The following is a 20,060-nucleotide window of genomic DNA, read 5'->3' as shown; positions in this document are numbered from 1 at the left end:
CTCAGAGATTGGAATACATTTTTTTCTCTAAAGAAATCTGAAAATCGAAATCTAAACTCTAAAATCTAAAATCCAAAAGTAATAAAGGATTTTGGATTTCATCTTTGTTTTGTAACGATAGCTCAATAGCACTAAGCATGTTTTCAAAAGAAGTCTGCGCAAACAGCAGAGCGGAGGAGAGGGAATCGTTCCAAAGGCCGACATTTAAGATTGGATATTTACCGATGAAATCGGTGATTCAAAATATCCAATCTTAACCGGAGGCCGCCGGAATGATCCCTTTCCGTAGCGGTTGATGCATCAGCATACTAGCGACATAGCAGGAGATAGTAACTCTTAATCCGTATCCTGTATCATTTGCCCTGTTGCAATCTAATCCTGTTGCAGCAGCCTGGTTACATATACAAGTTCACCATCAGTCCCGGTTAGAAAGTACAGTTCCATCTTTGAACAAGAAAATCCCCGTGCGCGGATAAAGGATAACCTAACGTATCTTTTATCCACGCACAGGGATTTTGATAAAGGAAATAATGCAAATTTGCTTCTGTTACCCTTTGCCACCGCTGGTATCGGTACCTTGGGAAGCTTTTACATAATCGAGAATTTGACTGATATAATCACCGATTAATGGCAGCGAGACCATCTGGCTTAGGATAAAGGCGAGCAGGGCCAGGATGACGATGGTACCCAGCGATAGACCGAGTCCTCGTGCAGTACCGGCAATGAAGTTGGTGATCAACCGGCGGCGTACGCTGCTGTAGTTTTCGATGATGTCTTTGATCTCTGCCTTGTCCAATGCTTTGGTCAGCTGGTCAAGGCGTTCATTCAGACGTTTCACTTCATGACGCAGCTCGAATGGATGCTCCCGCACATTATCCGGGGGTGGAACCACTTCAGGGGAGGTAGGTGATAACTCTTTGTCTTTGTCAGCCATGGAATTCCCTCACTCTCATATGAATTCGCCGCATCGGGCATAAAAATAGCCGACTGCAATGAGCCGGCTATTTTGGTCAATCCAGGTTATATTAGCGTTTGTTGTTGGAGTTGAAGTTGTTGTTTGTCGATGGGTTGGAACCCGTTGTAGTAGAACCTGGTGTAGTGGACGATGTTGTCGATCCTGTTGTAGAACCTGTGCTGGAAGAACCAGTCGAATTACTGGATCCTGTAGAGGTAGAAGAACCGGAACCGGACGAAGTCAGCGGTTTGGAATCCTTTTTCACATCTTCAGCAGCTTTGCTTACTTCTTTGGCTACATCTTCTTTAGCATCTTTTATATCTTCAGCGATATTTTTGGAAGCTTCAGCAACATGTTTTACGATGTTATCTTTGGCTTCTGCTTTTTCTTGATCGGCAGACTCGCCTACACCGATTGAAGATTTGGCTTTACCGGTCAGGTCAGTAGCTTTGGTAGCGACTGTCTGTGCGATTGTTGTTGCTTTGTCGCCTACGACGCTTGCCAGTTCTACCGTTTTGTCACTGATCAGGCCAGCTGCTTGCATCGTCTGATCGGATACAGTGCCGTATACGTTTTTGGTTTTTTCACCGGCTACAGCCAGTTTGTCGGACAGATCACTGCGCAGTTCGCGTCCCGGTTTTGGGGAGAAGAGCAGTGCGGCAGCGGCACCGATCAGGCCACCGATAAATACACCTTTCAAAAATGTGGAACCGCTTTGCATTGGATACTCTTTTTCTGCTTCGTTCATAAAAAATCACTCCTTCAATATAGTGTAGGTTGCGTGTAATAGCGTACGGTTCTGCGACTAGAGCCGAAGAGCCAGCCATATCATATCAAGTGAAGCTTCTCTGGGAGTATTAAGTATTATGTTGCAGCTTACCATAAGTATGGCTTATATCATGCTTGTCTGAAATCAGGATGCTCTGTGGAGCAGTCGGGATAACAGTCCAAGCAGAAAAACGAAAATTGCAGTTCCCAGAATAGCCGGGATAATCGCAAAATCACCGACATTCGGGCCAAAGTCACCAAACAACAGGGCGCCCAGCCATGCTCCTACAAATCCGGCAATAGCGGCTCCTATAATACCGCCAGGCATCGCTTTGCCTGCGAGCGCGTTACCGATCAGGCCGATAATAACGGCGAGCACAATACTGATAATGATTCCCCACATGCAGATCGCCTCCTTTACATTACGCTACGCTAGTCCATTTCAGCTGAAGGCACGTAACCATTGAATTGGGCTATCTCGCTTGTTTGTCTTACTTCGTATATAAACATGGCGCATAAGCATGAAACATTGGACGGTCAAGCCTGTGCATCGTCAAAAGGCTGCTGGGGCTTTCTTTTTTGCCATACGGATAAGGCATAGGCACATGTAATCAGCCACAGGAATCCGCTGGCAAAACCGGCAATAATATCAGTTGGATAATGTACACCGAGGTATACGCGTGTAATGCCGATCAGTGCAATAAGTATCACGCCACAGAGAATTGCCGGTACCATGGATCGGTTTTTCTGTCTGCGGTACCGGGCCCAGATAAAGAAGAGCATCCCGTACATGGCTGCAGCGATCGTAGCATGTCCACTGGGGAAGCTGTAGCCCGAAGCATGAGTCCAGAATTCCAATTCAGGACGAGGGCGCATAAAGTGAGCTTTGAGAATCGTATTCAGCAGCCAGGCACCCAATGAGGTTACGAGAAGCATCAGCGCCTCCCGGTACTCGCGCCATACTGCCAGCAGCAGGGCAAAGCCAAGCGACACAAAGACCGTAGAATAAAATCCGCCTAGATAAGTGAAGAACAGCATCGTACTTCGGAGCGGTTCCTCGTGATAGGTTCGTACTTCACGCTGGAATTCATTTTCCCATATATGAACCTGACCGCCGAATGCATTCTGAATCAGCCATGTGACCACGTTAAGGAGAATAAACGAGACGGCTGCTCCTGCAATCAGCACGAGAGTAATCGTAAGCCATAGGGGGAGGTTGGAGAGTTTGCGTCCTGAACGATCAGGAAAAGCTGGAGATGAGATAGGGATCGCCTTCTTTCATTTGTTATCGTTATGTTAAATTTAACCCGGTATTCACGACTGAACCCTGTTAGCGGCAAACATTCGTGAATGTTATGCTAAATGTGTACGAATCCAAAGCAACATGGTAGCAAAATAAGCCATGCGGTAACGAAATGTACACCAAAAAGCCTGCCTCTATTTTTGCAGAGGCAGGCTTTGATACCTGGAAAAGCGAAATTACTTGCTGCGCAGGCGTCCCAGTTCGGACACAAGTGCTTCAACTTCACTGATACTCAAGTTGGGTTTGTTCATGACAATATCATACACTTCATGGATATCTTCATACTGATCCAGCGAAAAAGCAGAAGCCTGCATCGCTGCACCACTGGCCATCCGAAGCTTGGTTTTGATTGCTTCAATCATGACTTCCAGATTTTCCGTTGTAGGTTGGGACAAATCCATCGGTACGTTCTCCCTTTCTGTAACAAAAGCTGATTTTGTTGTATTGTACCATGGATAGCTGTAGGGAACCAATATTTTGCGGTAATAGAGCGCATCGGTTAAAATTACTATAGATATGCGCATTTGAGGAGGGAATCTACTATTATATGATTAATCGCCAGTCAAGTCTGCTTCCCTATGACCAGCAGAACCGGCGTAATGTGAATCGGGACGGCTTAACGCAGTTTTTCCGGATGATTCACAGTCGTTATGTGCTGGAGGAGCTTGCCTTTGTGTGTATCGGTACAGACCGTTCAACAGGAGACGCTCTGGGACCGCTTATTGGCAGCGGACTGGAAGCACGAGGAATTCCCAATATCACAGGTACAATGGAATATCCCTGCGATGCCCATAATCTGCATGAACGTATTCCGCGGATATCCGGTGAACTAACTATTATTGCGATAGACGCCTGTCTGGGACAGCAGCGTTCGGTAGGTCTTTATAGTATTGGAGAAGAGCCGCTATTTCCGGCATTGTCGGTTGGAGGCAAATTTCCGGGCGTGGGCACATACAGTATCGCAGCCATTGTCAATGAAAATGGTCCCAAGCCCTACTGGACACTTCAGACGACTTCACTACGCCATGTGATGAAGATGGCAGAGGATGTTGTGGAAGCAGCCGTTCGTGGACTGGGTGTTACGGATTAAATGAGTACACAGCATTTGCCTGAATAATATGATTCGCATCTGATTTCATATAGAATAAAATCCATGATTATAGATGAACGATTTGTATACATTTCCGAAATAAGAGCACAGGGAGGCAATCATTCATGAACCAGCCTATACAGCAATCATCCGAACTTCTTTATTTTACCGATACCGGTGCAGGAGAGCCGCTCGTGCTGCTGCACGGTTTTATGGGCAGCTCTGCTTACTGGGATGAAGTTGTACCCGAACTATCCAAACAGTATCGTTGTATTGTGCCTGATCTGCGTGGACATGGACGAAGTCCGGCACCGGAAGGCTCTTACCGGATCGAGCAAATGGCAGAAGATGTTATTCGGCTGCTCGATCATCTGAATCTGGGACGGGTTACTGTACTCGGTCACTCGATGGGCGGTTATGTAGCTCTCGTCCTGGCCGAGCAATATGCAGACCATTTGAAAGCCTGGGGACTGGTGCATTCGACCGGATACGAGGATTCACCAGAAGCCCGCGAGAAACGCCTGCAGACCGTATCCAAAATCAACAGCGAGGGCGTGGCTGCATTTGTGGATGGGTTTATCGAAGGATTGTTCGCACCGGATTCGGTAGCTTCGCTGCCGCAGGCTGTACAAAAAGCAAGAGAGATTGGCTACCATACGCCTCCTCAGGGAGCCTGCGGTGCAGCCATGGCAATACGTGAACGTCCAGATCGCCGTTCTGTGATCGCTTCCTCTTCTCTTCCGGTACTGCTGATTGCAGGTGAGAACGATCATCTTGTTCCGGCAGAGCGTCTGTTTACTGCCGAGGGAGAGCAGATTACTACAGCAGTTATACCGGGTGCCGGACATATGAGTATGCTGGAAGCACCTCAGGAACTCATAGCGGTTATCAAGCAGTTTATCCAATAAGATCGACTATAGAATTATATTGAAGGCGGGATAGGGATGTTCAGAAAAGATTACCTCATGGGCATGATCGAGGATATGGCCAGCATGATCTCCAAAGCGTTCGGACTCAAGGAAGAAAAGAAATATACAGAAGCACTGTGGGAAGTCGACGATCTGATGCGCAAAAATTTCCGTTTGAATAGTGAACTGGTAAACCGAATGCCTACGGATGAAGTGATAGATATGTTCCGTGTAGGACCTACTGTCGAAGTGGATCAGCTGCAGGGATTGGCACGCATGATCGAGGTCGAAGCGGATATTTACGCAGCTGGTGGTCATGAGGAAGACGCGGTTGTGCGCCGGATCAAATCTCTGCATTTGTTCCTGTACAGTGCGGTAAATGGCGCGGATCGCAGTCTGCTGGATTATCCGCAGCATATTGATGGACTACTCGATCAGCTGGAAGAATACGTGCTTCCTGCTGCGGTAGAGAAACTGATGCTGGAATATGAAGAGCAGGAAGGCTATTATGATAATGCGGTAGATGCGCTTCGCCGTCTGAACGAGCTGGACCCTGCCGAAGGAAAGCAGACCGGCGCAGCCTTTTATGAACGTATGCTTCGCAAAAGTGACGAAGAGCTGCAGGAAGGCGGCATCACCCGGGCCGATATGGAAGCGGCGCATGCCCGGCTGCAAAATTGAAAAGGAAAGAAAGTGATTGTACATCATGGATTCACTCCAGAAATTGATTCACCAGCTGATCGAGAGCGGCGAGCTGATCTCGGCAACGCTCAGTCAGCGCCGCAAACGGGAACCCGATGCATTTAACAAAGTCATTATCAAGCCGGTTGAACTTAAAAAGCAGCTGCATTACCAGTTTGCTTATCATTATAATAATAAAGTTACTCATGAGAATGTACCTGCTGCCGAAGCGGAGCGTCCACTGATGGAGCTGTTCGAGCAGTCGATGCGCCAGGGTCTGCTGTGCACGACCGAGGCGGATTATCAGGTACTGATCAGCAAGAAATACAAAGTCTCCATTCTGACCAAAACCGCTACCAAAACAGAAGCCGATCTCAATCATAATCGCAAAAAGCGTTATATTCTGGATGAAGGCGAACCTGTTCCATTTTTGGTAGAGCTGGGCATTATGAATGCTGACGGCAAAGTATTCGCCAAAAAGTACGACAAGTTCCGCCAGATCAACCGCTTCCTGGAGATGGTACAAGATATACTGCCTTCTCTGCCGGAAGACCGTGAACTGACGATTGTGGATTTTGGCTGTGGCAAATCCTATCTCACATTCGCCCTGTATCATTATCTGAATATCCAGCAACGTCGTCCTCTGCGTATCGTCGGTCTGGATCTCAAAGCCGATGTTATTCAGCATTGCAGCCAGCTGGCTGACAAGCTGAATTATGACAAGCTTCAATTCCTGGTTGGAGACATTGCAGATTACAATGAGCTGGATCAGGTGGATATGGTTGTTACCCTGCACGCCTGTGATACGGCGACCGATGCGGCTCTGGAAAAGGCCGTTCGCTGGGATGCTTCGGTGATCCTGTCTGTGCCATGCTGCCAGCATGAGCTGTTCAGCCAGGTGGAGAACGATGCGCTCAGTCCGCTGCTGTCTCACGGTATCCTCAAGGAGCGCTTTTCTGCGCTGGCAACCGACGCGATTCGTGCCAAGCTGCTCGATCTGATGGGTTACCGTACACAGCTGCTTGAATTTATTGATATGGAGCACACACCCAAGAATATTCTGATTCGTGCGGTCAAAGGTTCTGCCGGCGATACAACGACGATGTGGCAGGAATACAGCGTGTTCCGCAATATGCTGCAAGCCCGTCCTTATCTGGAAAATGCCTGCCGCGATCTGCTTCCGCAGGAAACGGCCAGCGAAGCTGCTCTGTAAAATATATTCAAACGCCTATGCTTCAATGAAGCGGTGCAAACAGGTCATTTCAAAGATTAAAAGTCAAAGTAATGCAAAAGCCAAAGTAGCTCTCAGACTGCTCTGATCGAAGCGCATCTGTATCCTACGATTCTTTGTACTACTAATAGGAATGCTTCATATATTAACATCAACGGACTGTTTGTTTTGGCAGTCCGTTTTTTCTATATTCCAGAGAAAGGTATACTATTGATTGCGAGTATGGTTTATCCTTTTACCTGTTTGATTGAGTCTTGGGAACATGTGCGGTTAAAACTAGCCCATGTTCACACCACTGTGCTAAAATGTGTAAGGACATCATTACGGCACAGCACTTGGGTCATGTGGGAATACATAAGCCTGATATAGAGACAGGAATACAACCATACTGAAGGAGGACTGGTGGAGATTATTTCCGATATTATTTCACAACTACTGCACTGGGTAGAACAGCTCGGTTATGCAGGCATTATGCTGGGTTTGATGATTGAGGTCATTCCGAGCGAGATTGTGCTGGCCTACGGCGGGTACCTCGTATCTACAGGCAGTATCAATTATTTTGGAGCGGTGGCTTTTGGTACGATTGGTGGCGTGATTGCCCAGTTGTTCATTTACTGGATCGGACGGTACGGCGGACGTCCTGTATTGGAAAAGTACGGCAAATACATTCTGATCAAAAAAAGCCATATCGACCATGCGGAAAAATGGTTTGATAAATACGGCACAGGTGTTATTTTCACTGCGCGCTTTATTCCGGTAGTACGACACGCCATTTCGATCCCGGCAGGTATTACCAAGATGTCCCATGCCCGTTTTATTATACTGACTACGCTGGCAGTAATTCCATGGTCTGCCCTGTTTGTTTATCTGGGTATGGTGCTGGGCAGCCAGTGGGAGAATATCGATCAGATTGCGAGCAAATACACGACACCAATTCTGATCGTGGCGGTTGTGCTGCTGGCATCGTACTTTTTGGTTAAATGGAAGATGAAAAAGAAATAAATCATCCGAAAGGCGGCGAATAGAATGAGCAAGCGCAATCTGGCAGATAAATGGGAAGTAGCTATTACTCCGGAGCAATTTATGGAAGGTATGACACAGAACAAGGAAGCTTTCCATGATGGACATATCTTATTTAACTGGACTGATCTGGAAGATCATGAATTTTTCAAACTGCTTCAGCATCGTGATGATCTGCGCTCTATCATCATAGCGGCTGACTGGTGCGGCGATGTGGTTCGTAATATTCCTGTAGTGTTCCGTGCTTTTGAGGAAGCAGCTATTCCAACGCGGGTACTTATTCTGGAAGAGCATCAGGATGTAATGGATGAATATCTGACGATGGGCGGGCGCTCCGTACCGATTGTCATTATCACAGATACCGGTGGTCATGTACTGGGACAATGGGGACCGCGTCCACAGCATGTGCAGGAGTTGATGGTTGCTTTCCGTCAGGAGAATCCTGATCGCGAAGCACCGGACTACAAAGAAAAGATGGCCGAGGTACGCAAAGGAATGATGGAACGCTACGGAGAAGGTTCCGCGTCTCATGCGATGGTTATCCGCGAACTGCGTGAATTATTATCAGGAGTGTGAGGGATTTGTTCAAAATAGAGACTTTTTCGCTGGGACCGCTGCAGACCAATGCCTATCTGCTAATCGCAGAAGACAATGAACATGCAGTAGTCATAGATCCGGGGATGAACCCGGGCTCACTGATCCGGCGTATAGATACACTGAACCTGAAGCTGGAAGCCATTTTGCTGACCCATGCGCATTTTGATCATATGGGCGGCGTTCAGGAGATGCGTCAGCATTATGCCTGCCCGGTCTATCTGCACGATCTGGAAGCAGAATGGATGACCAACCCGCGGCTCAACGGATCAGCGATGTGGCCGGATGTGACGCCACCGATCACGGCAGAGCCTGCAGAATATGCGCTGGATAAAGGACAGAAGCTGGAGCTGATCGGTCACACCTTTACCGTCTACCATACACCGGGTCATTCACCGGGCAGTGTCAGCTTTCTGTGTGGAAAAGAACTGTTCTCCGGTGACGTACTGTTCCGCATGGGTGTGGGACGTACCGATCTGACTGGCGGCAGCGAGCGGGCATTGGTCGATTCGATTCGTACTGTATTGTACCGGTTTGACGATGAGACCAAAGTCTACCCGGGGCATGGACCGAGAACGACTATCGGAGCCGAGAAAGCGGGCAATCCTTATGTTCCTGCATAATGTAGCAGCATCTGCATGAACGTTTGTATGGTAGACAGAATTTTGCATCATCGCTTCTGTCTGCAGCTGGGTATTCATTTACAGAAGTTGATTTACTCAAAGACAATTACTTAGACAAGCAGACCGGATTTTTTCCGTCTGCTTGTTTTATTTTGGAAATAAAATGACACCAATCGACCTCTATGGACGTACTTTATAAAACGACTATTTTCACAAGGGTATTAAGATGGAATTTTCGGGATTAAAGTGGACACCACTTACTTATTGTAGTAGGATGTACAAATAAGGAGATAAGCTAGGGGGAGATAGACGATGCTGCATCTGGGAGAAAAAGTCGTAGTGGTCACTGATACCTTTGAGCAAAATCTGCCTGTAGGTGATTATGGATATATAATTGCGTATGACCGTAACCCTGATAATGCCTTCGATTATGTCATTCGTATTCCTAAAGCAAACCGTAACTTCTTTGTACCGGCTGGCGATATTGAGCCGGAGGAGACACTGCTGCAGCAGGAAGCAGAACGAATCGGACGCGAGGCGCTAATCGATTATGCTCTGGCGACACACAATGAAAAGTTATTTTTCCAAGTGATGAATGGTGAGGAACTTCCGGTACCTGAAGAACCTTTAACAGATAAAAGTACACAGGCTGATTTTGTCAAACAAATCAATCTGCGTGCTTGGATTTAAAAGAGTCGGCGCTGCCGGCTCTTTTTTTATTGCTGTCGCTTTAACGGATTGAATTGTAAGGGTATGTACCCTATAATGGAAAAAGTTATTTCCCGCTGGCTCAGCTGGCTATGTGGGCAGAAAATACCATTTTCTGTTCCGCCATCAGCTGCAGTCTGCGAGAGACCGGTACAGGATTGAAGGAGGGTTTATCAATGACGATTAATATTCAGGATGTGGAACATGTAGCCAGACTGGCGCGTCTGGATTTGAATGAAGAAGAAAAAGAACAATTCACCGCGCAGCTGGATGCTATTCTCAAATACGCAGAAAAGCTGAATGAGCTGGATACAGACAATGTCGAGCCAACTACGCATGTGCTGCATGTCAGCAATGTAATGCGCGAAGACAAAGTACATGAGAGTCTGCCTATTGAAAAGGTACTGCGCAATGCTCCCGATGATGAAGACGGACAGTTCAAAGTACCGGCTGTTCTGGAATAGACGCCAGCAGCCTGATCTCAAGCAACCCGAATTGAAGGAGGATACGAAGTGACTTTATTTGACCTGAGTCTGAATGAAATACATAACCGGCTTCATGCCAGAGATCTGGCAGTAACCGATCTTGTAGCACAGGCTTTTCAGACCATTAACGAACGTGATGACCGCATTCAGGCGTACCTGACACTGGATGAGGAAGCAGCCCAACACAAAGCGGCTGCACTGGATAAGAAAATGGCCAGCGGGGAAGCTCGTGGTTTGCTGTTCGGTTTGCCGGCAGGAATCAAGGACAATATCGTAACCGAAGGACTGCGTACGACCTGTGCCAGTCAATTTTTGCGTAATTATGACCCGATTTATAATGCGACCGTTATGGAGAAGCTGCAGCTGGCAGATTCTGTAACGTTGGGCAAACTGAATATGGACGAATTTGCCATGGGCGGCTCCAATGAGAATTCCAGCTTTATGCCGGTACGCAACCCATGGAATCTGGATTATGTACCAGGCGGTTCGAGCGGCGGCTCTGCAGCAGCAGTAGCAGCAGGCGAAGCTTATTTCACCCTTGGCTCTGATACCGGTGGTTCGATTCGTCAGCCGGCTTCCTACTGCGGGGTTGTTGGACTCAAGCCTACCTATGGTCTGGTATCCCGTTTTGGCCTGGTGGCTTTTGCGTCATCACTTGACCAGATTGGTCCGATTACCAAAAATGTAGAAGATTCCGCTTATGTATTACAAGCAATCGCTGGCTATGACGAGAAAGACTCCACATCAGCCAAGGTTGATATTCCTGACTATATCAGCTCGCTTACAGGCGATATCAAAGGTCTGAAAATTGCCGTTCCTTCCGAATATATCGGTGAAGGTGTCGATGCAGCAGTCAAGGAATCGATTATGAGCGCGCTCAAAGTACTGGAAGGTCTGGGTGCAGAGTGGGAAGAAGTATCTCTTCCATATACCGAGTATGCAGTAGCTACGTATTATCTGCTTGCCTCTTCCGAAGCTTCTTCCAACCTGGCTCGTTTTGACGGTGTACGTTATGGTGTACGTGCCGAGAACCCGGGCAATCTTCTGGAGCTGTATCATCAGTCCCGCAGTGAAGGATTCGGTCCGGAAGTGAAACGACGGATTATGCTGGGTACCTATGCACTGAGCTCCGGTTATTATGATGCTTATTATCTCAAAGCCCAAAAAGTACGTACATTGATTAAGCAGGACTTTGACAATGTATTTGCCAAATATGATGTTATCGTTGGACCAACAGCGCCGACAACCGCATTCAAACTGGGTTCCCAGGTAAATGATCCGTTGACAATGTATCTGAACGATATCCTGACCATTCCGGTGAGTCTGGCAGGGGTACCGGCGATCAGTGTTCCATGTGGATTCGTTTCCGGACTTCCTGTTGGCATGCAGATTATCGGCAAAGCCTTTGATGAACAGACGGTTTTGCGTGTGGCGCATGCATTTGAACAAAATACCGATTTCCACCAGCAGCGTCCACAGCTGTAAAACCATGTGAAGAAGGAGGACTATACCGATGTCTACAGCCAGATATGAAACAGTCGTCGGACTGGAAGTTCACGTTGAACTTCATACCCAATCAAAAATCTTTTGCGGCTGTTCTACCGCTTTTGGAGCACCGCCGAATACGCATACCTGTCCGGTCTGCCTCGGTCACCCGGGTGTACTGCCCGTGCTGAACCGTCAGGCCGTGGAATATGCAATGAAAGCAGCGATGGCGCTGAACTGCCAGGTTGCGGATGTGAGCAAGTTTGACCGCAAAAACTACTTTTATCCCGATTCACCGAAGGCTTATCAGATTTCCCAATTTGATCAGCCGATCGGAGAACATGGATGGATCGATATTGAAGTCAACGGACAGACCAAGCGAATCGGCATTACCCGTCTGCATCTGGAAGAAGATGCGGGCAAGCTGACCCATACCTCGGGCGGTTATGATTCCCTGGTCGATTTTAACCGTGTCGGTACACCGCTGATCGAGATCGTCTCCGAGCCGGAGATTTCTTCTCCCGAAGAAGCCCGTGCCTATTTGGAAAAGCTGCGCGCTATTATGCAGTACTGTGATGTATCGGATGTGAAAATGGAAGAAGGATCGCTTCGCTGCGATGCCAATATCAGTCTGCGTCCTGTCGGTCAGGCAGAGCTGGGTACACGTGCCGAACTGAAAAACATGAACTCTTTCCGCGGTGTACAGCGCGGTCTGGAATACGAAGAGCTGCGTCAGGCGCAAATTCTGGACGATGGCGAAAAAGTCGTTCAGGAGACCCGCCGCTGGGATGAAGCACTGGGCAAAACCATTTCTATGCGCAGCAAGGAAGAATCGCATGATTATCGCTACTTCCCGGACCCGGATCTGGTGACTCTTCATATTGATCAGCAGTGGAAAGATCGTGTACTGGCGTCGATTCCGGAACTGCCGGATGCGCGTCAGGCTCGCTATACGTCCGAGTACGGACTGCCTGCCTATGATGCAGCCGTTATTACTTCTTCCAAGCCGCTGGCTGATCTGTTTGAAGAGAGCTTGCAGTATACGGGAGATGCCAAATCGGTTGCCAACTGGATTCAGGGTGAACTGCTCGGTTATCTAAATGCCAACAACCTGGAGTTCTCCGCTGTTCCGCTTACCGGACAGGCACTTGGCGAGATGATCGGCCTGATTGAAAAAGGAACGATCAGCAACAAAATCGCCAAAACCGTCTTCAAGGAAATGCTGCAATCCGGCAAGAGCCCTCAGCAGGTCGTTGAAGAACAGGGATTGACCCAGATCAGTGACGAAGGTGCGATCAAGACGATTGTGCAAGAAGTCATTGCTGCCAATCCGCAATCGGTTGCTGATTATCAGGCCGGCAAGGACAAAGCCATTGGCTTCCTGGTTGGACAGGTTATGAAACAAAGTAAAGGCAAAGCCAATCCGAGCATGGTTAATCAGCTGCTGGCCGAATTGCTGCCGCGCTAAATACAGCGTATAATTTAACAGGATTCACGACATACAGAGAATTAGAGGACATGCCAATCGGGGCATGTCCTTTTTAAAATAACCACGGTCCATACAGCCTGTTTTCAGGCTGCTGGCTGTTAGAGGAGACGCCGATCATGATACGCCAATGCTCACTGCAAGATGATGATGTAGTAAGACAGATCTGGGCGCTGCAGCATATTGCTTACCGGATGGAAGCGCAATTGATAGGGGTCAAAGAGCTGCCGCCGTTAATGGATACAGTAGAGAGTATTCGCCGCTGCGACGAGACGTTTTATGGGTACTTTAATGAAGAGGAAGAAATTCAGGGTGTGGTCGCTGTAGAGCAGGAAGAACCGGACACACTGACGGTCTCGCGCATGATGGTACATCCTTCTGCCGCAAGACAGGGAATTGCCAGCAGATTATTGTCTCATGTATTTGAACAGTATCCTGATGTGCCATTGTATATTGTATCTACAGGTACCAAAAATGAACCGGCAGTCGGTTTGTATCGCAAGCACGGCTTTCAGCCCATAGAAGCTTTTGAAGTAGCTCCCGGTGTGGAACTGACTACTTTTCATCGTCATAATCCAGACATTAAGAATGAACAGGAGGTGTAATGATAAGTATGGGAAGTCCCTGGTTCATTGATAATATGAATATTTTATTTCGTCTGCTCGCTGCAATGCTAATGGGTGGGCTGATTGGCTGGGAACGGGAGCGTTCGAGCCACGCGGCTGGACTGCGTACCCATATTCTGGTCTGCGTCGGTTCAGCGCTGATTATGATGCTGTCTGTATACGGCTTTGCAGATTTTATCCATGAGACCAATGTACGTATAGATCCAGCGCGTCTGGCGACAGCTGTTATTTCCGGAATCGGGTTTCTCGGAGCGGGTACTATTCTGTTTACTGGCAAAGCGATTACTGGACTGACTACAGCTGCCTCACTCTGGGTAGTAGCAGCTATTGGTCTGGCGATCGGAGCAGGGTTTTATTTCGCGGCCTTTGTCACTACGCTGCTGGTTTTACTTAATCTTTGGGTACTGAATATTGTCGAGCAGCGCTATATCCGGCGCAGCAAAGCCCACGCGATTACTATTGAAGGCATATCCGGCATACTGACACTGGAACGGGTATCCAAGTTTTTATATGCCGAGAATATTACGATCAAAAGAATCACTTTTATCAAGGAACGCAGCGGACATACCTTATCTTCCGACACGCTGCTTACCGAGCTGCGCATGAACGTGGAGATTCACCATGAATATAATCCGATGGATATTATTAGCCGCATGCAAAAGATCGACGGAGTTACAGCTGTCTCCATCGAATAGGTGAATGAACAAATATCTGTTCGTAAATACACTATGCAATATGTAAATACACCGAAAATATCGGACATACCTATCGTCAGCGGTATGGAAGGAGGAATCAATATGGCGAACTCCCCGTCCAGACTCCCGCTCAAACGCAAGTTTATTGCTGTACTTCTTGCAGCTATTTTACCGGGTTTTGGTCATATTTATCTTGGACTGGCACAGAAAGGCATTCAGTTTATCGCTTTGCTGCTGCTGGATATTACAGCACTCGTTTACTTTACGTCCCAGGGAATTCAGATTAATCTGCCATTCCTCGGTTTGCTGGCGCTTCTCGTACCGGTGATTTATTTTTATAACGTATATGATGTACTGCAATCGACCGATTGGATCAACGAGCATATTCGGGCCTATGTTCCTTTCAAAAAGAAGAATCGGCCTTATGCCGGTCTGCGTGGTATCAGCTTTGGCCTACTGCTGATTCTGGAAGGTACTGTGATCTGTATTCTGCTGCTGCGTCCCTATTGGCTGCGCAATGTTGTCAGCTTCTGGGGTGGCTATCTGACCGCATTTGTATGTTTGCTGATCGGAATACTGCTGCTGACGTTTCAGGGAATACGCATCTACCGCGCCCTCCACAAAGGATCGCAGGAGAAGACGGGAGGTGCTATCCATGCCCACAAAAATTAGAGTCGGCAGGATTACAGCTTCCTTGCTCTGGCTGGCTGTGGGTATTCTGGTATTTCTTGACCAGTGGACCGGTGGTGGGCAGCTGCTGTGGCTGCTGACATGGTGGCCGGTAATACTTGTCGTTTGGGGAATCGAATATATTATTTTTTATCTTTTGTCACGTCGGCGTTTGTTCCGACTTCGGATGGATATAAAAGGGATGCTGATCGCATTGCTTGCAGCAGTATCCATTTTCCTTGTAACCGAGCAGAATCAGTATTTATATTTGTGGAGCAGAGTCAGTCTGGATTTGACGGCAGCTTCAGCTGAATTCAGCGAAGCATCGGGTACACGTACCGAACTGGATAGCCTGACAGTCCCGATCACCGAAGAGACGGATGAATTGAATGTAGAAGGTATTAACGGCGATTTGATTATTCACTCCGGTAGTGTAGATCAGATTCAGATCCGGCCTGTAGTATGGGTAGATGAGGTAGAACGGGAAGAAGCCAAAAAGATCGCCTTATCTACCAAAATCAACTTTACCGAGGGACAGGATATCGATATTCGTCCAGAGACGACCTCCTATGGTGAATCCAGCAATCGTCAGCCTCGGGTCAATATGGAGATTACTTTACCAGCCAGCCGTCATTTTGATATCAATGTCCAGACGACCAATGGCAAGATTACCATGAGCAGTATAGAAGCACTGCGCAGCATTTCAGTGCGCAGCGGCAACGGAGGTCTGGTGCTTCGTGATCTGTTAGGTGATGTCAAAGCGCAGACAACCAATGGCAATATGGAACTTACTTCTATACTAGGAAATGTGAACGCAGAGACCAATCAGGGCACGTTCCGGGCCAATGATATTAGTGGAGCTGCCAGGTTGTATACACAAGTTGGTGATGTTTCGCTTACCGGAGGACTTGGGGATATCGACGTGAATACACGCAATGGTAATATCTTTGTCGATGAAGCCAATTTCGAGACACGGGCAGAGACGCTGAACGGCAATATCGAGGTGCGTTCTGTCAGTATAGGCGGAGACTGGTCTATATACAGTGCGGTTGGCGTCATCAATCTGTATTTACCTGCAGCCGGCAATTATGAAGTTTCCGGTTCCAACAGCTATGGCACAATCAAGACAGATTTACCATTAGAAATAAAAAATAAAGCTGTCAGTGGAACATTTGGCACTGCTGATCATACGATTCGGGTCGATGGCAATGGCGATCTGAACATACTGCATAATACAGACTCGATTATCAAAGACAATGATCAGCAGCAGATTGCCCCTTCAGCAGGTGAAAAGGAAACTACAGATACTCCAGATACTCTAGATACTCCAGCAGCAGACACACCAGCTGGCAAAACAACGACAGAGCCCATTCTGGAGTCCAATAGTAATTCCTCGACCGCAAAATGATGAATAACGTTCAGTGTTTGCCGCATTCTCAACAAAGTAAGGGTTGCTTTGGAGCTCCAGCAGCATCGTTGACAAGCTTCTCCGGCAACCTTTACAATGTGAAGGGCAATCTGTACAAAAGCCTGCATTATCATCTGGCGGTTTCTGCAGGACAGCCCAGCAGTGTGAGCTGGATGATGATCCGGCACTTCCTTACCTGCAACCAGGAAGGATGGTTCTGCAATACAATCTGCTGGCTAAGCTTGCAGTAAAAGTCTGCAAGCAATCTTGCAGTATGAATCCGCAAGCTAATTTTACAGCTTGATTGTACAGTATGCTCTCGCAGCAAAAGACTGACTAGCCTAAAGCAAAATGCAGTTTGCGTAGTTCAACAAGGCGGTGGACCAGATGACAACACGTGTTCAACATGCACTCGAACAACTGAAAACCAGTGGCGTACGAATCACACCACAGCGTCATGCCATACTCGCTTATTTGCTGGAGTCCATGGAGCATCCGACAGCTGATGAGATCTATCGGTCACTGGAACCGCAGTTTCCCAGCATGAGTGTTGCGACGGTATATAATAATTTGAAAATGTTTATCGAAGCAGGGATGGTTCGCGAGCTTACGTATGGAGATAGCTCCAGCCGCTTTGACGCGAACGTTACTGAGCATTATCATATTATCTGTGAGCAATGTGGCAAAATTGAAGATTTTAATTACCCTTCACTTCGCGAAGTCGAGAATCAGGCAGAACAGCATACAGGCTTTCAGATTTCCGGTCATCGGATGGAATTGTATGGAATTTGCACCGATTGCAGAGATTGATAGTAAAGGTTAATTTCAGCAGCACGGGATCAGGATATCCAGTGCTGCTTTTTTATTAGCTTCACAAACGACACAATTACATACAGGAGGCTGTATTGAGCAGACAGAAGCGGGCGCGTATGAACAAAAGTCGTAGAGTCAGACGTTGGTGGATAACAGCATGTGTTTTGATCATAGCAGCGGCAGCAGCTTATATCATGATTCCCAATCCCTTTCATGAAGATCCGGACTGGAAAGGAATCGACAAGCCAATCTTCGTCAAAGGAGAGCTGATGGATTATACAGCGCAGGGGACAGGAGATTCTCTTCAGATTCCGTTGCCGGTTCTTCAGGCAGAAGTAGATCCAAATATTAGATATGAACAAGCTACCCAATCGATTATTTTGACATCAAATAGCAGCATTATGCATCTCAAAGAAGGAAGTACCCAGGCAGAACTGAATATGAAGCCGGTTCAGTTACGATTTGCTCCTGAACAGCAGCAGCAGATAATGTATGTCCCATTGGCACCACTCAAGCAGATTTACCATATGGATGTACATGAAGACCCTGATACAGGAGCGGTAATCCTAATGCGTGCAGGAGACCAAATCCAATATGCCAGTGTGTCTGCCGGCGGTAGTGGACAGACTGCAGCACTGCGAAGTGCAGCCAGTATTCAATCCCGGGTATACAGTGATGTACCGGACGGCACGCATTTGAGAGTTTGGCAGACAGGCGATGAATGGCTAAAAGTACAACTGGATAATGGAATTACCGGTTATATGCAGCGCAAGTCTGTTCAATTGGGCGAGTTAACGACTATTCCTGTCCCTGCTATTCCGGATAACCGGGTACAGACCGAATGGAAAGGCAAAAAAGTCAATCTGGCATGGGAAGCTGTATACGAACAGCGCCGTGATCCGCATACGATTGGCAAACTGCCGGGCATTAATGTGCTCAGTCCGACATGGTTCGAGATTATTGATGATTCTGGCAATGTCAGAAGTAAAGCGGATATGGAATATGTGAACTGGGCGCATCATCGTGGTATTGAAATATGGGCGTTGCTCAGTAATGGATTTGATGCTGACCGGACTACAGAAGCTTTGTCCAGCTACGAGAATCGGCGCCGCATCATTACACAGACCCTGGAATATGCCAAAATGTATCAGCTGGATGGCATTAATATTGATTTTGAGAGTGTGTATACTACAGACGGTCCGAATGTAACCCAGTTTATTCGTGAGCTGAAGCCGCTGGCAGCCGAGCACAGTCTGGTATTATCGATGGATGTCACACCCAAATCCAATAGTGAACTCTGGTCCAAATTTCTGGATCGGCAGTCACTTGCACCCTCACTCGATTACATGATGGTTATGGCATATGATGAGCATTGGGCATCCAGTCCCGAAGCCGGTTCGGTAGCCTCTCTGTCCTGGACAGAAAAAGCAATGCGACGTGTACTGGAAGAAGATGAGGTGCCGGCTGACAAACTGATACTCGGTATCCCTTTGTATACGCGGATATGGACAGAGAAGTCCGAGAACGGGCAAACCAAGGTATCATCCAAAGCAGTAGGTATGGAAAGCATCGCCAATCTACTGGCAGACAAAAAACTCAAGCCACGTCTGGATACGGCTACAGGCCAGAACTATGTAGAGTACAAGGACAAAGACGCAACCTACAAAATCTGGATCGAAGATGAGCTGTCACTAAAAGCAAGAATCGCGCTTGCCCGCAAACTCCAGCTGGCAGGAATAGCGTCCTGGACCCGGAGCCTTGGCGACGAACGTGCCTGGGATACACTATCCGAATTCAAATAAGTACCATTTCATATCATCGACTATAGACGATACCCTTATAAGTCACTAAGCATATATACCAGTCACCTGCCCTACACATTAGCCATCAAGCGTATATAATAGTCACTCGTCATGCATATCAGTCATTAAGCGTATAAAGTGGTCACTCGTCATGCATATCAGTCATTAAGGGTATATAGCAGTCACACATTATGTACATCAGCCATTAAGCATATATAGTGGTCACACTTCATGTACATCAGTTATTAAGCAGATATCGTCATGATTTATATACACCAGTTACTAAACCAATATACTCATCGCCATGTATATGCCTTACCAGAAGCTAGATACAAATCTAATATTATTTCAGCCCTGTTGAGCGCTACGCTTAACAGGGCTTTTTTTATGAAAATCAGCAAATTGATTAATACAGGCAGGAAAGGTATTCCAAAATGTAGAAATTAACCCTGAGCCAGAAAAACAAAAATATACAAATCTCCATACAAATAAGGGAGGATCATGTGGAATTAACCAATCTTTCGTTTCTAAATGAAAGTTTCAACAACCGTAAAGTAGTCGGAGCCGTAGCATCCAAAAGCAATAGCAAACAGTTCAATGGTTCATTGCTGCATGATTTTGAAGTGTTAATCATCGTTGTTTGCCGTCAAGATCTGGAAGAGGAAGTCATAGAGCATCGGATGGACATTTCCAATACACATATTCAGGTC

Annotated in this window: 23 protein-coding genes (1 of these 23 only partly in view); 18 read left to right on the top strand and 5 right to left on the bottom strand. The window is 47.2% G+C overall.

Going from position 1 to position 20,060, the window contains the following annotated elements:
* Window positions 1-547: 547 nt before the first annotated feature.
* The 5 genes from AR543_RS21315 to AR543_RS21295 form a co-directional block, all read right to left on the bottom strand.
* Entirely contained in the window at window positions 548-934 is a 387-nt protein-coding gene (locus AR543_RS21315; RefSeq protein ID WP_060536329.1) for a DUF5665 domain-containing protein, read from the bottom strand.
* 91 nt (window positions 935-1,025) lie between these two features.
* On the bottom strand, window positions 1,026-1,703 hold the full coding sequence (locus AR543_RS21310; protein WP_060536328.1) for a YtxH domain-containing protein: 678 nt from the start codon (window positions 1,701-1,703) through the stop codon (window positions 1,026-1,028).
* 165 nt (window positions 1,704-1,868) lie between these two features.
* Complete coding sequence (locus AR543_RS21305) at window positions 1,869-2,126, bottom strand: GlsB/YeaQ/YmgE family stress response membrane protein (protein WP_060536327.1); 258 nt, start codon at window positions 2,124-2,126, stop codon at window positions 1,869-1,871.
* Window positions 2,127-2,260: 134 nt separating this feature from the next.
* On the bottom strand, window positions 2,261-2,869 hold the full coding sequence (locus tag AR543_RS21300) for a phosphatase PAP2 family protein (RefSeq protein ID WP_060536326.1): 609 nt from the start codon (window positions 2,867-2,869) through the stop codon (window positions 2,261-2,263).
* A gap of 333 nt (window positions 2,870-3,202) precedes the next feature.
* A complete protein-coding gene (locus AR543_RS21295; protein ID WP_017814324.1) occupies window positions 3,203-3,427 on the bottom strand; it encodes a DUF1128 domain-containing protein in 225 nt (74 codons plus the stop codon).
* A gap of 146 nt (window positions 3,428-3,573) precedes the next feature.
* On the opposite strand from AR543_RS21295, the gene yyaC reads away from it, so the two are divergent.
* The 18 genes from yyaC to AR543_RS21200 form a co-directional block, all read left to right on the top strand.
* Entirely contained in the window at window positions 3,574-4,116 is a 543-nt protein-coding gene (gene yyaC / locus AR543_RS21290; RefSeq protein ID WP_060536325.1) for a spore protease YyaC, read from the top strand.
* Window positions 4,117-4,241: 125 nt separating this feature from the next.
* A complete protein-coding gene (locus AR543_RS21285; protein WP_060536324.1) occupies window positions 4,242-5,024 on the top strand; it encodes an alpha/beta fold hydrolase in 783 nt (260 codons plus the stop codon).
* A gap of 36 nt (window positions 5,025-5,060) precedes the next feature.
* The gene (locus AR543_RS21280; RefSeq protein WP_060536323.1) at window positions 5,061-5,705 is read left to right on the top strand and encodes a DUF6483 family protein; all 645 of its coding nucleotides are present in this window, start codon (window positions 5,061-5,063) and stop codon (window positions 5,703-5,705) included.
* 25 nt (window positions 5,706-5,730) lie between these two features.
* Window positions 5,731-6,918 (top strand): class I SAM-dependent methyltransferase, encoded by a 1,188-nt coding sequence (locus AR543_RS21275; RefSeq protein WP_060536873.1) that lies wholly within the window; start codon window positions 5,731-5,733, stop codon window positions 6,916-6,918.
* A 420-nt stretch (window positions 6,919-7,338) separates the two neighbouring features.
* Window positions 7,339-7,938: an undecaprenyl phosphate transporter UptA gene (gene uptA / locus AR543_RS21270; protein ID WP_060536322.1), complete on the top strand. Its 600-nt coding sequence runs from the start codon at window positions 7,339-7,341 to the stop codon at window positions 7,936-7,938.
* A gap of 24 nt (window positions 7,939-7,962) precedes the next feature.
* Window positions 7,963-8,532, top strand: coding sequence for a thioredoxin family protein (locus AR543_RS21265; RefSeq protein ID WP_060536321.1), 570 nt, complete (start codon window positions 7,963-7,965; stop codon window positions 8,530-8,532).
* 5 nt (window positions 8,533-8,537) lie between these two features.
* Window positions 8,538-9,173, top strand: coding sequence for an MBL fold metallo-hydrolase (locus AR543_RS21260; RefSeq protein WP_060536320.1), 636 nt, complete (start codon window positions 8,538-8,540; stop codon window positions 9,171-9,173).
* Window positions 9,174-9,485: 312 nt separating this feature from the next.
* A complete protein-coding gene (locus AR543_RS21255) occupies window positions 9,486-9,863 on the top strand; it encodes a hypothetical protein (RefSeq protein WP_060536319.1) in 378 nt (125 codons plus the stop codon).
* A gap of 194 nt (window positions 9,864-10,057) precedes the next feature.
* The gene (gene gatC, locus AR543_RS21250; RefSeq protein ID WP_017814333.1) at window positions 10,058-10,345 is read left to right on the top strand and encodes an Asp-tRNA(Asn)/Glu-tRNA(Gln) amidotransferase subunit GatC; all 288 of its coding nucleotides are present in this window, start codon (window positions 10,058-10,060) and stop codon (window positions 10,343-10,345) included.
* Between the two features lie 48 nt (window positions 10,346-10,393).
* A complete protein-coding gene (gene gatA, locus AR543_RS21245) occupies window positions 10,394-11,851 on the top strand; it encodes an Asp-tRNA(Asn)/Glu-tRNA(Gln) amidotransferase subunit GatA (RefSeq protein WP_060536318.1) in 1,458 nt (485 codons plus the stop codon).
* 28 nt (window positions 11,852-11,879) lie between these two features.
* A complete protein-coding gene (gatB, locus tag AR543_RS21240; protein ID WP_060536317.1) occupies window positions 11,880-13,319 on the top strand; it encodes an Asp-tRNA(Asn)/Glu-tRNA(Gln) amidotransferase subunit GatB in 1,440 nt (479 codons plus the stop codon).
* Between the two features lie 137 nt (window positions 13,320-13,456).
* Window positions 13,457-13,942: a GNAT family N-acetyltransferase gene (locus AR543_RS21235; protein WP_060536316.1), complete on the top strand. Its 486-nt coding sequence runs from the start codon at window positions 13,457-13,459 to the stop codon at window positions 13,940-13,942.
* 8 nt (window positions 13,943-13,950) lie between these two features.
* Complete coding sequence (locus tag AR543_RS21230) at window positions 13,951-14,658, top strand: MgtC/SapB family protein (protein ID WP_060536872.1); 708 nt, start codon at window positions 13,951-13,953, stop codon at window positions 14,656-14,658.
* 102 nt (window positions 14,659-14,760) lie between these two features.
* The gene (locus AR543_RS21225; RefSeq protein ID WP_060536315.1) at window positions 14,761-15,330 is read left to right on the top strand and encodes a hypothetical protein; all 570 of its coding nucleotides are present in this window, start codon (window positions 14,761-14,763) and stop codon (window positions 15,328-15,330) included.
* Window positions 15,314-16,735, top strand: a complete 1,422-nt coding sequence (locus AR543_RS21220) for a DUF4097 family beta strand repeat-containing protein (protein WP_060536314.1) — start codon at window positions 15,314-15,316, stop codon at window positions 16,733-16,735. The genes AR543_RS21225 and AR543_RS21220 overlap by 17 nt, the downstream gene beginning before the upstream one ends.
* A 387-nt stretch (window positions 16,736-17,122) precedes the next feature.
* A complete protein-coding gene (locus AR543_RS21210; RefSeq protein WP_046226093.1) occupies window positions 17,123-17,545 on the top strand; it encodes a Fur family transcriptional regulator in 423 nt (140 codons plus the stop codon).
* A 197-nt stretch (window positions 17,546-17,742) separates the two neighbouring features.
* Window positions 17,743-19,350, top strand: a complete 1,608-nt coding sequence (locus AR543_RS21205) for a glycosyl hydrolase family 18 protein (protein WP_227871793.1) — start codon at window positions 17,743-17,745, stop codon at window positions 19,348-19,350.
* A gap of 503 nt (window positions 19,351-19,853) precedes the next feature.
* A protein-coding gene (locus tag AR543_RS21200; RefSeq protein WP_060536312.1) for a nucleotidyltransferase-like protein crosses the window boundary here: on the top strand, window positions 19,854-20,060 show its 5' portion. Its footprint extends 672 nt past the window's final position; the window shows 207 of its 879 coding nt (coding positions 1-207); the start codon lies at window positions 19,854-19,856; its stop codon lies beyond the right edge, outside the window.

The sequence above is a fragment of the Paenibacillus bovis genome, assembly GCF_001421015.2.
Lineage (GTDB): Bacteria > Bacillota > Bacilli > Paenibacillales > Paenibacillaceae > Saccharibacillus > Saccharibacillus bovis.
The sequence above is the reverse complement of the archived record's forward strand: the minus strand, read 5'-3'. Positions and strand labels throughout refer to the sequence as shown.

What these genes read in the sequence shown, in the direction of transcription:
- AR543_RS21205 (WP_227871793.1), top strand. Translation starts at nt 17,743, where the DNA reads ATGATTCCCAATCCCTTTCATGAAGATCCGGACTGGAAAGGAATCGAC.
- AR543_RS21220 (WP_060536314.1), top strand. Translation starts at nt 15,314, where the DNA reads ATGCCCACAAAAATTAGAGTCGGCAGGATTACAGCTTCCTTGCTCTGG.
- AR543_RS21285 (WP_060536324.1), top strand. Translation starts at nt 4,242, where the DNA reads ATGAACCAGCCTATACAGCAATCATCCGAACTTCTTTATTTTACCGAT.
- AR543_RS21230 (WP_060536872.1), top strand. Translation starts at nt 13,951, where the DNA reads ATGGGAAGTCCCTGGTTCATTGATAATATGAATATTTTATTTCGTCTG.
- AR543_RS21315 (WP_060536329.1), bottom strand. Translation starts at nt 934, where the DNA reads ATGGCTGACAAAGACAAAGAGTTATCACCTACCTCCCCTGAAGTGGTT.
- AR543_RS21210 (WP_046226093.1), top strand. Translation starts at nt 17,123, where the DNA reads ATGACAACACGTGTTCAACATGCACTCGAACAACTGAAAACCAGTGGC.
- AR543_RS21255 (WP_060536319.1), top strand. Translation starts at nt 9,486, where the DNA reads ATGCTGCATCTGGGAGAAAAAGTCGTAGTGGTCACTGATACCTTTGAG.
- AR543_RS21265 (WP_060536321.1), top strand. Translation starts at nt 7,963, where the DNA reads ATGAGCAAGCGCAATCTGGCAGATAAATGGGAAGTAGCTATTACTCCG.
- AR543_RS21295 (WP_017814324.1), bottom strand. Translation starts at nt 3,427, where the DNA reads ATGGATTTGTCCCAACCTACAACGGAAAATCTGGAAGTCATGATTGAA.
- AR543_RS21280 (WP_060536323.1), top strand. Translation starts at nt 5,061, where the DNA reads ATGTTCAGAAAAGATTACCTCATGGGCATGATCGAGGATATGGCCAGC.
- gatC (WP_017814333.1), top strand. Translation starts at nt 10,058, where the DNA reads ATGACGATTAATATTCAGGATGTGGAACATGTAGCCAGACTGGCGCGT.
- AR543_RS21235 (WP_060536316.1), top strand. Translation starts at nt 13,457, where the DNA reads ATGATACGCCAATGCTCACTGCAAGATGATGATGTAGTAAGACAGATC.
- AR543_RS21310 (WP_060536328.1), bottom strand. Translation starts at nt 1,703, where the DNA reads ATGAACGAAGCAGAAAAAGAGTATCCAATGCAAAGCGGTTCCACATTT.
- AR543_RS21305 (WP_060536327.1), bottom strand. Translation starts at nt 2,126, where the DNA reads ATGTGGGGAATCATTATCAGTATTGTGCTCGCCGTTATTATCGGCCTG.
- AR543_RS21225 (WP_060536315.1), top strand. Translation starts at nt 14,761, where the DNA reads ATGGCGAACTCCCCGTCCAGACTCCCGCTCAAACGCAAGTTTATTGCT.
- AR543_RS21275 (WP_060536873.1), top strand. Translation starts at nt 5,731, where the DNA reads ATGGATTCACTCCAGAAATTGATTCACCAGCTGATCGAGAGCGGCGAG.
- yyaC (WP_060536325.1), top strand. Translation starts at nt 3,574, where the DNA reads ATGATTAATCGCCAGTCAAGTCTGCTTCCCTATGACCAGCAGAACCGG.
- gatB (WP_060536317.1), top strand. Translation starts at nt 11,880, where the DNA reads ATGTCTACAGCCAGATATGAAACAGTCGTCGGACTGGAAGTTCACGTT.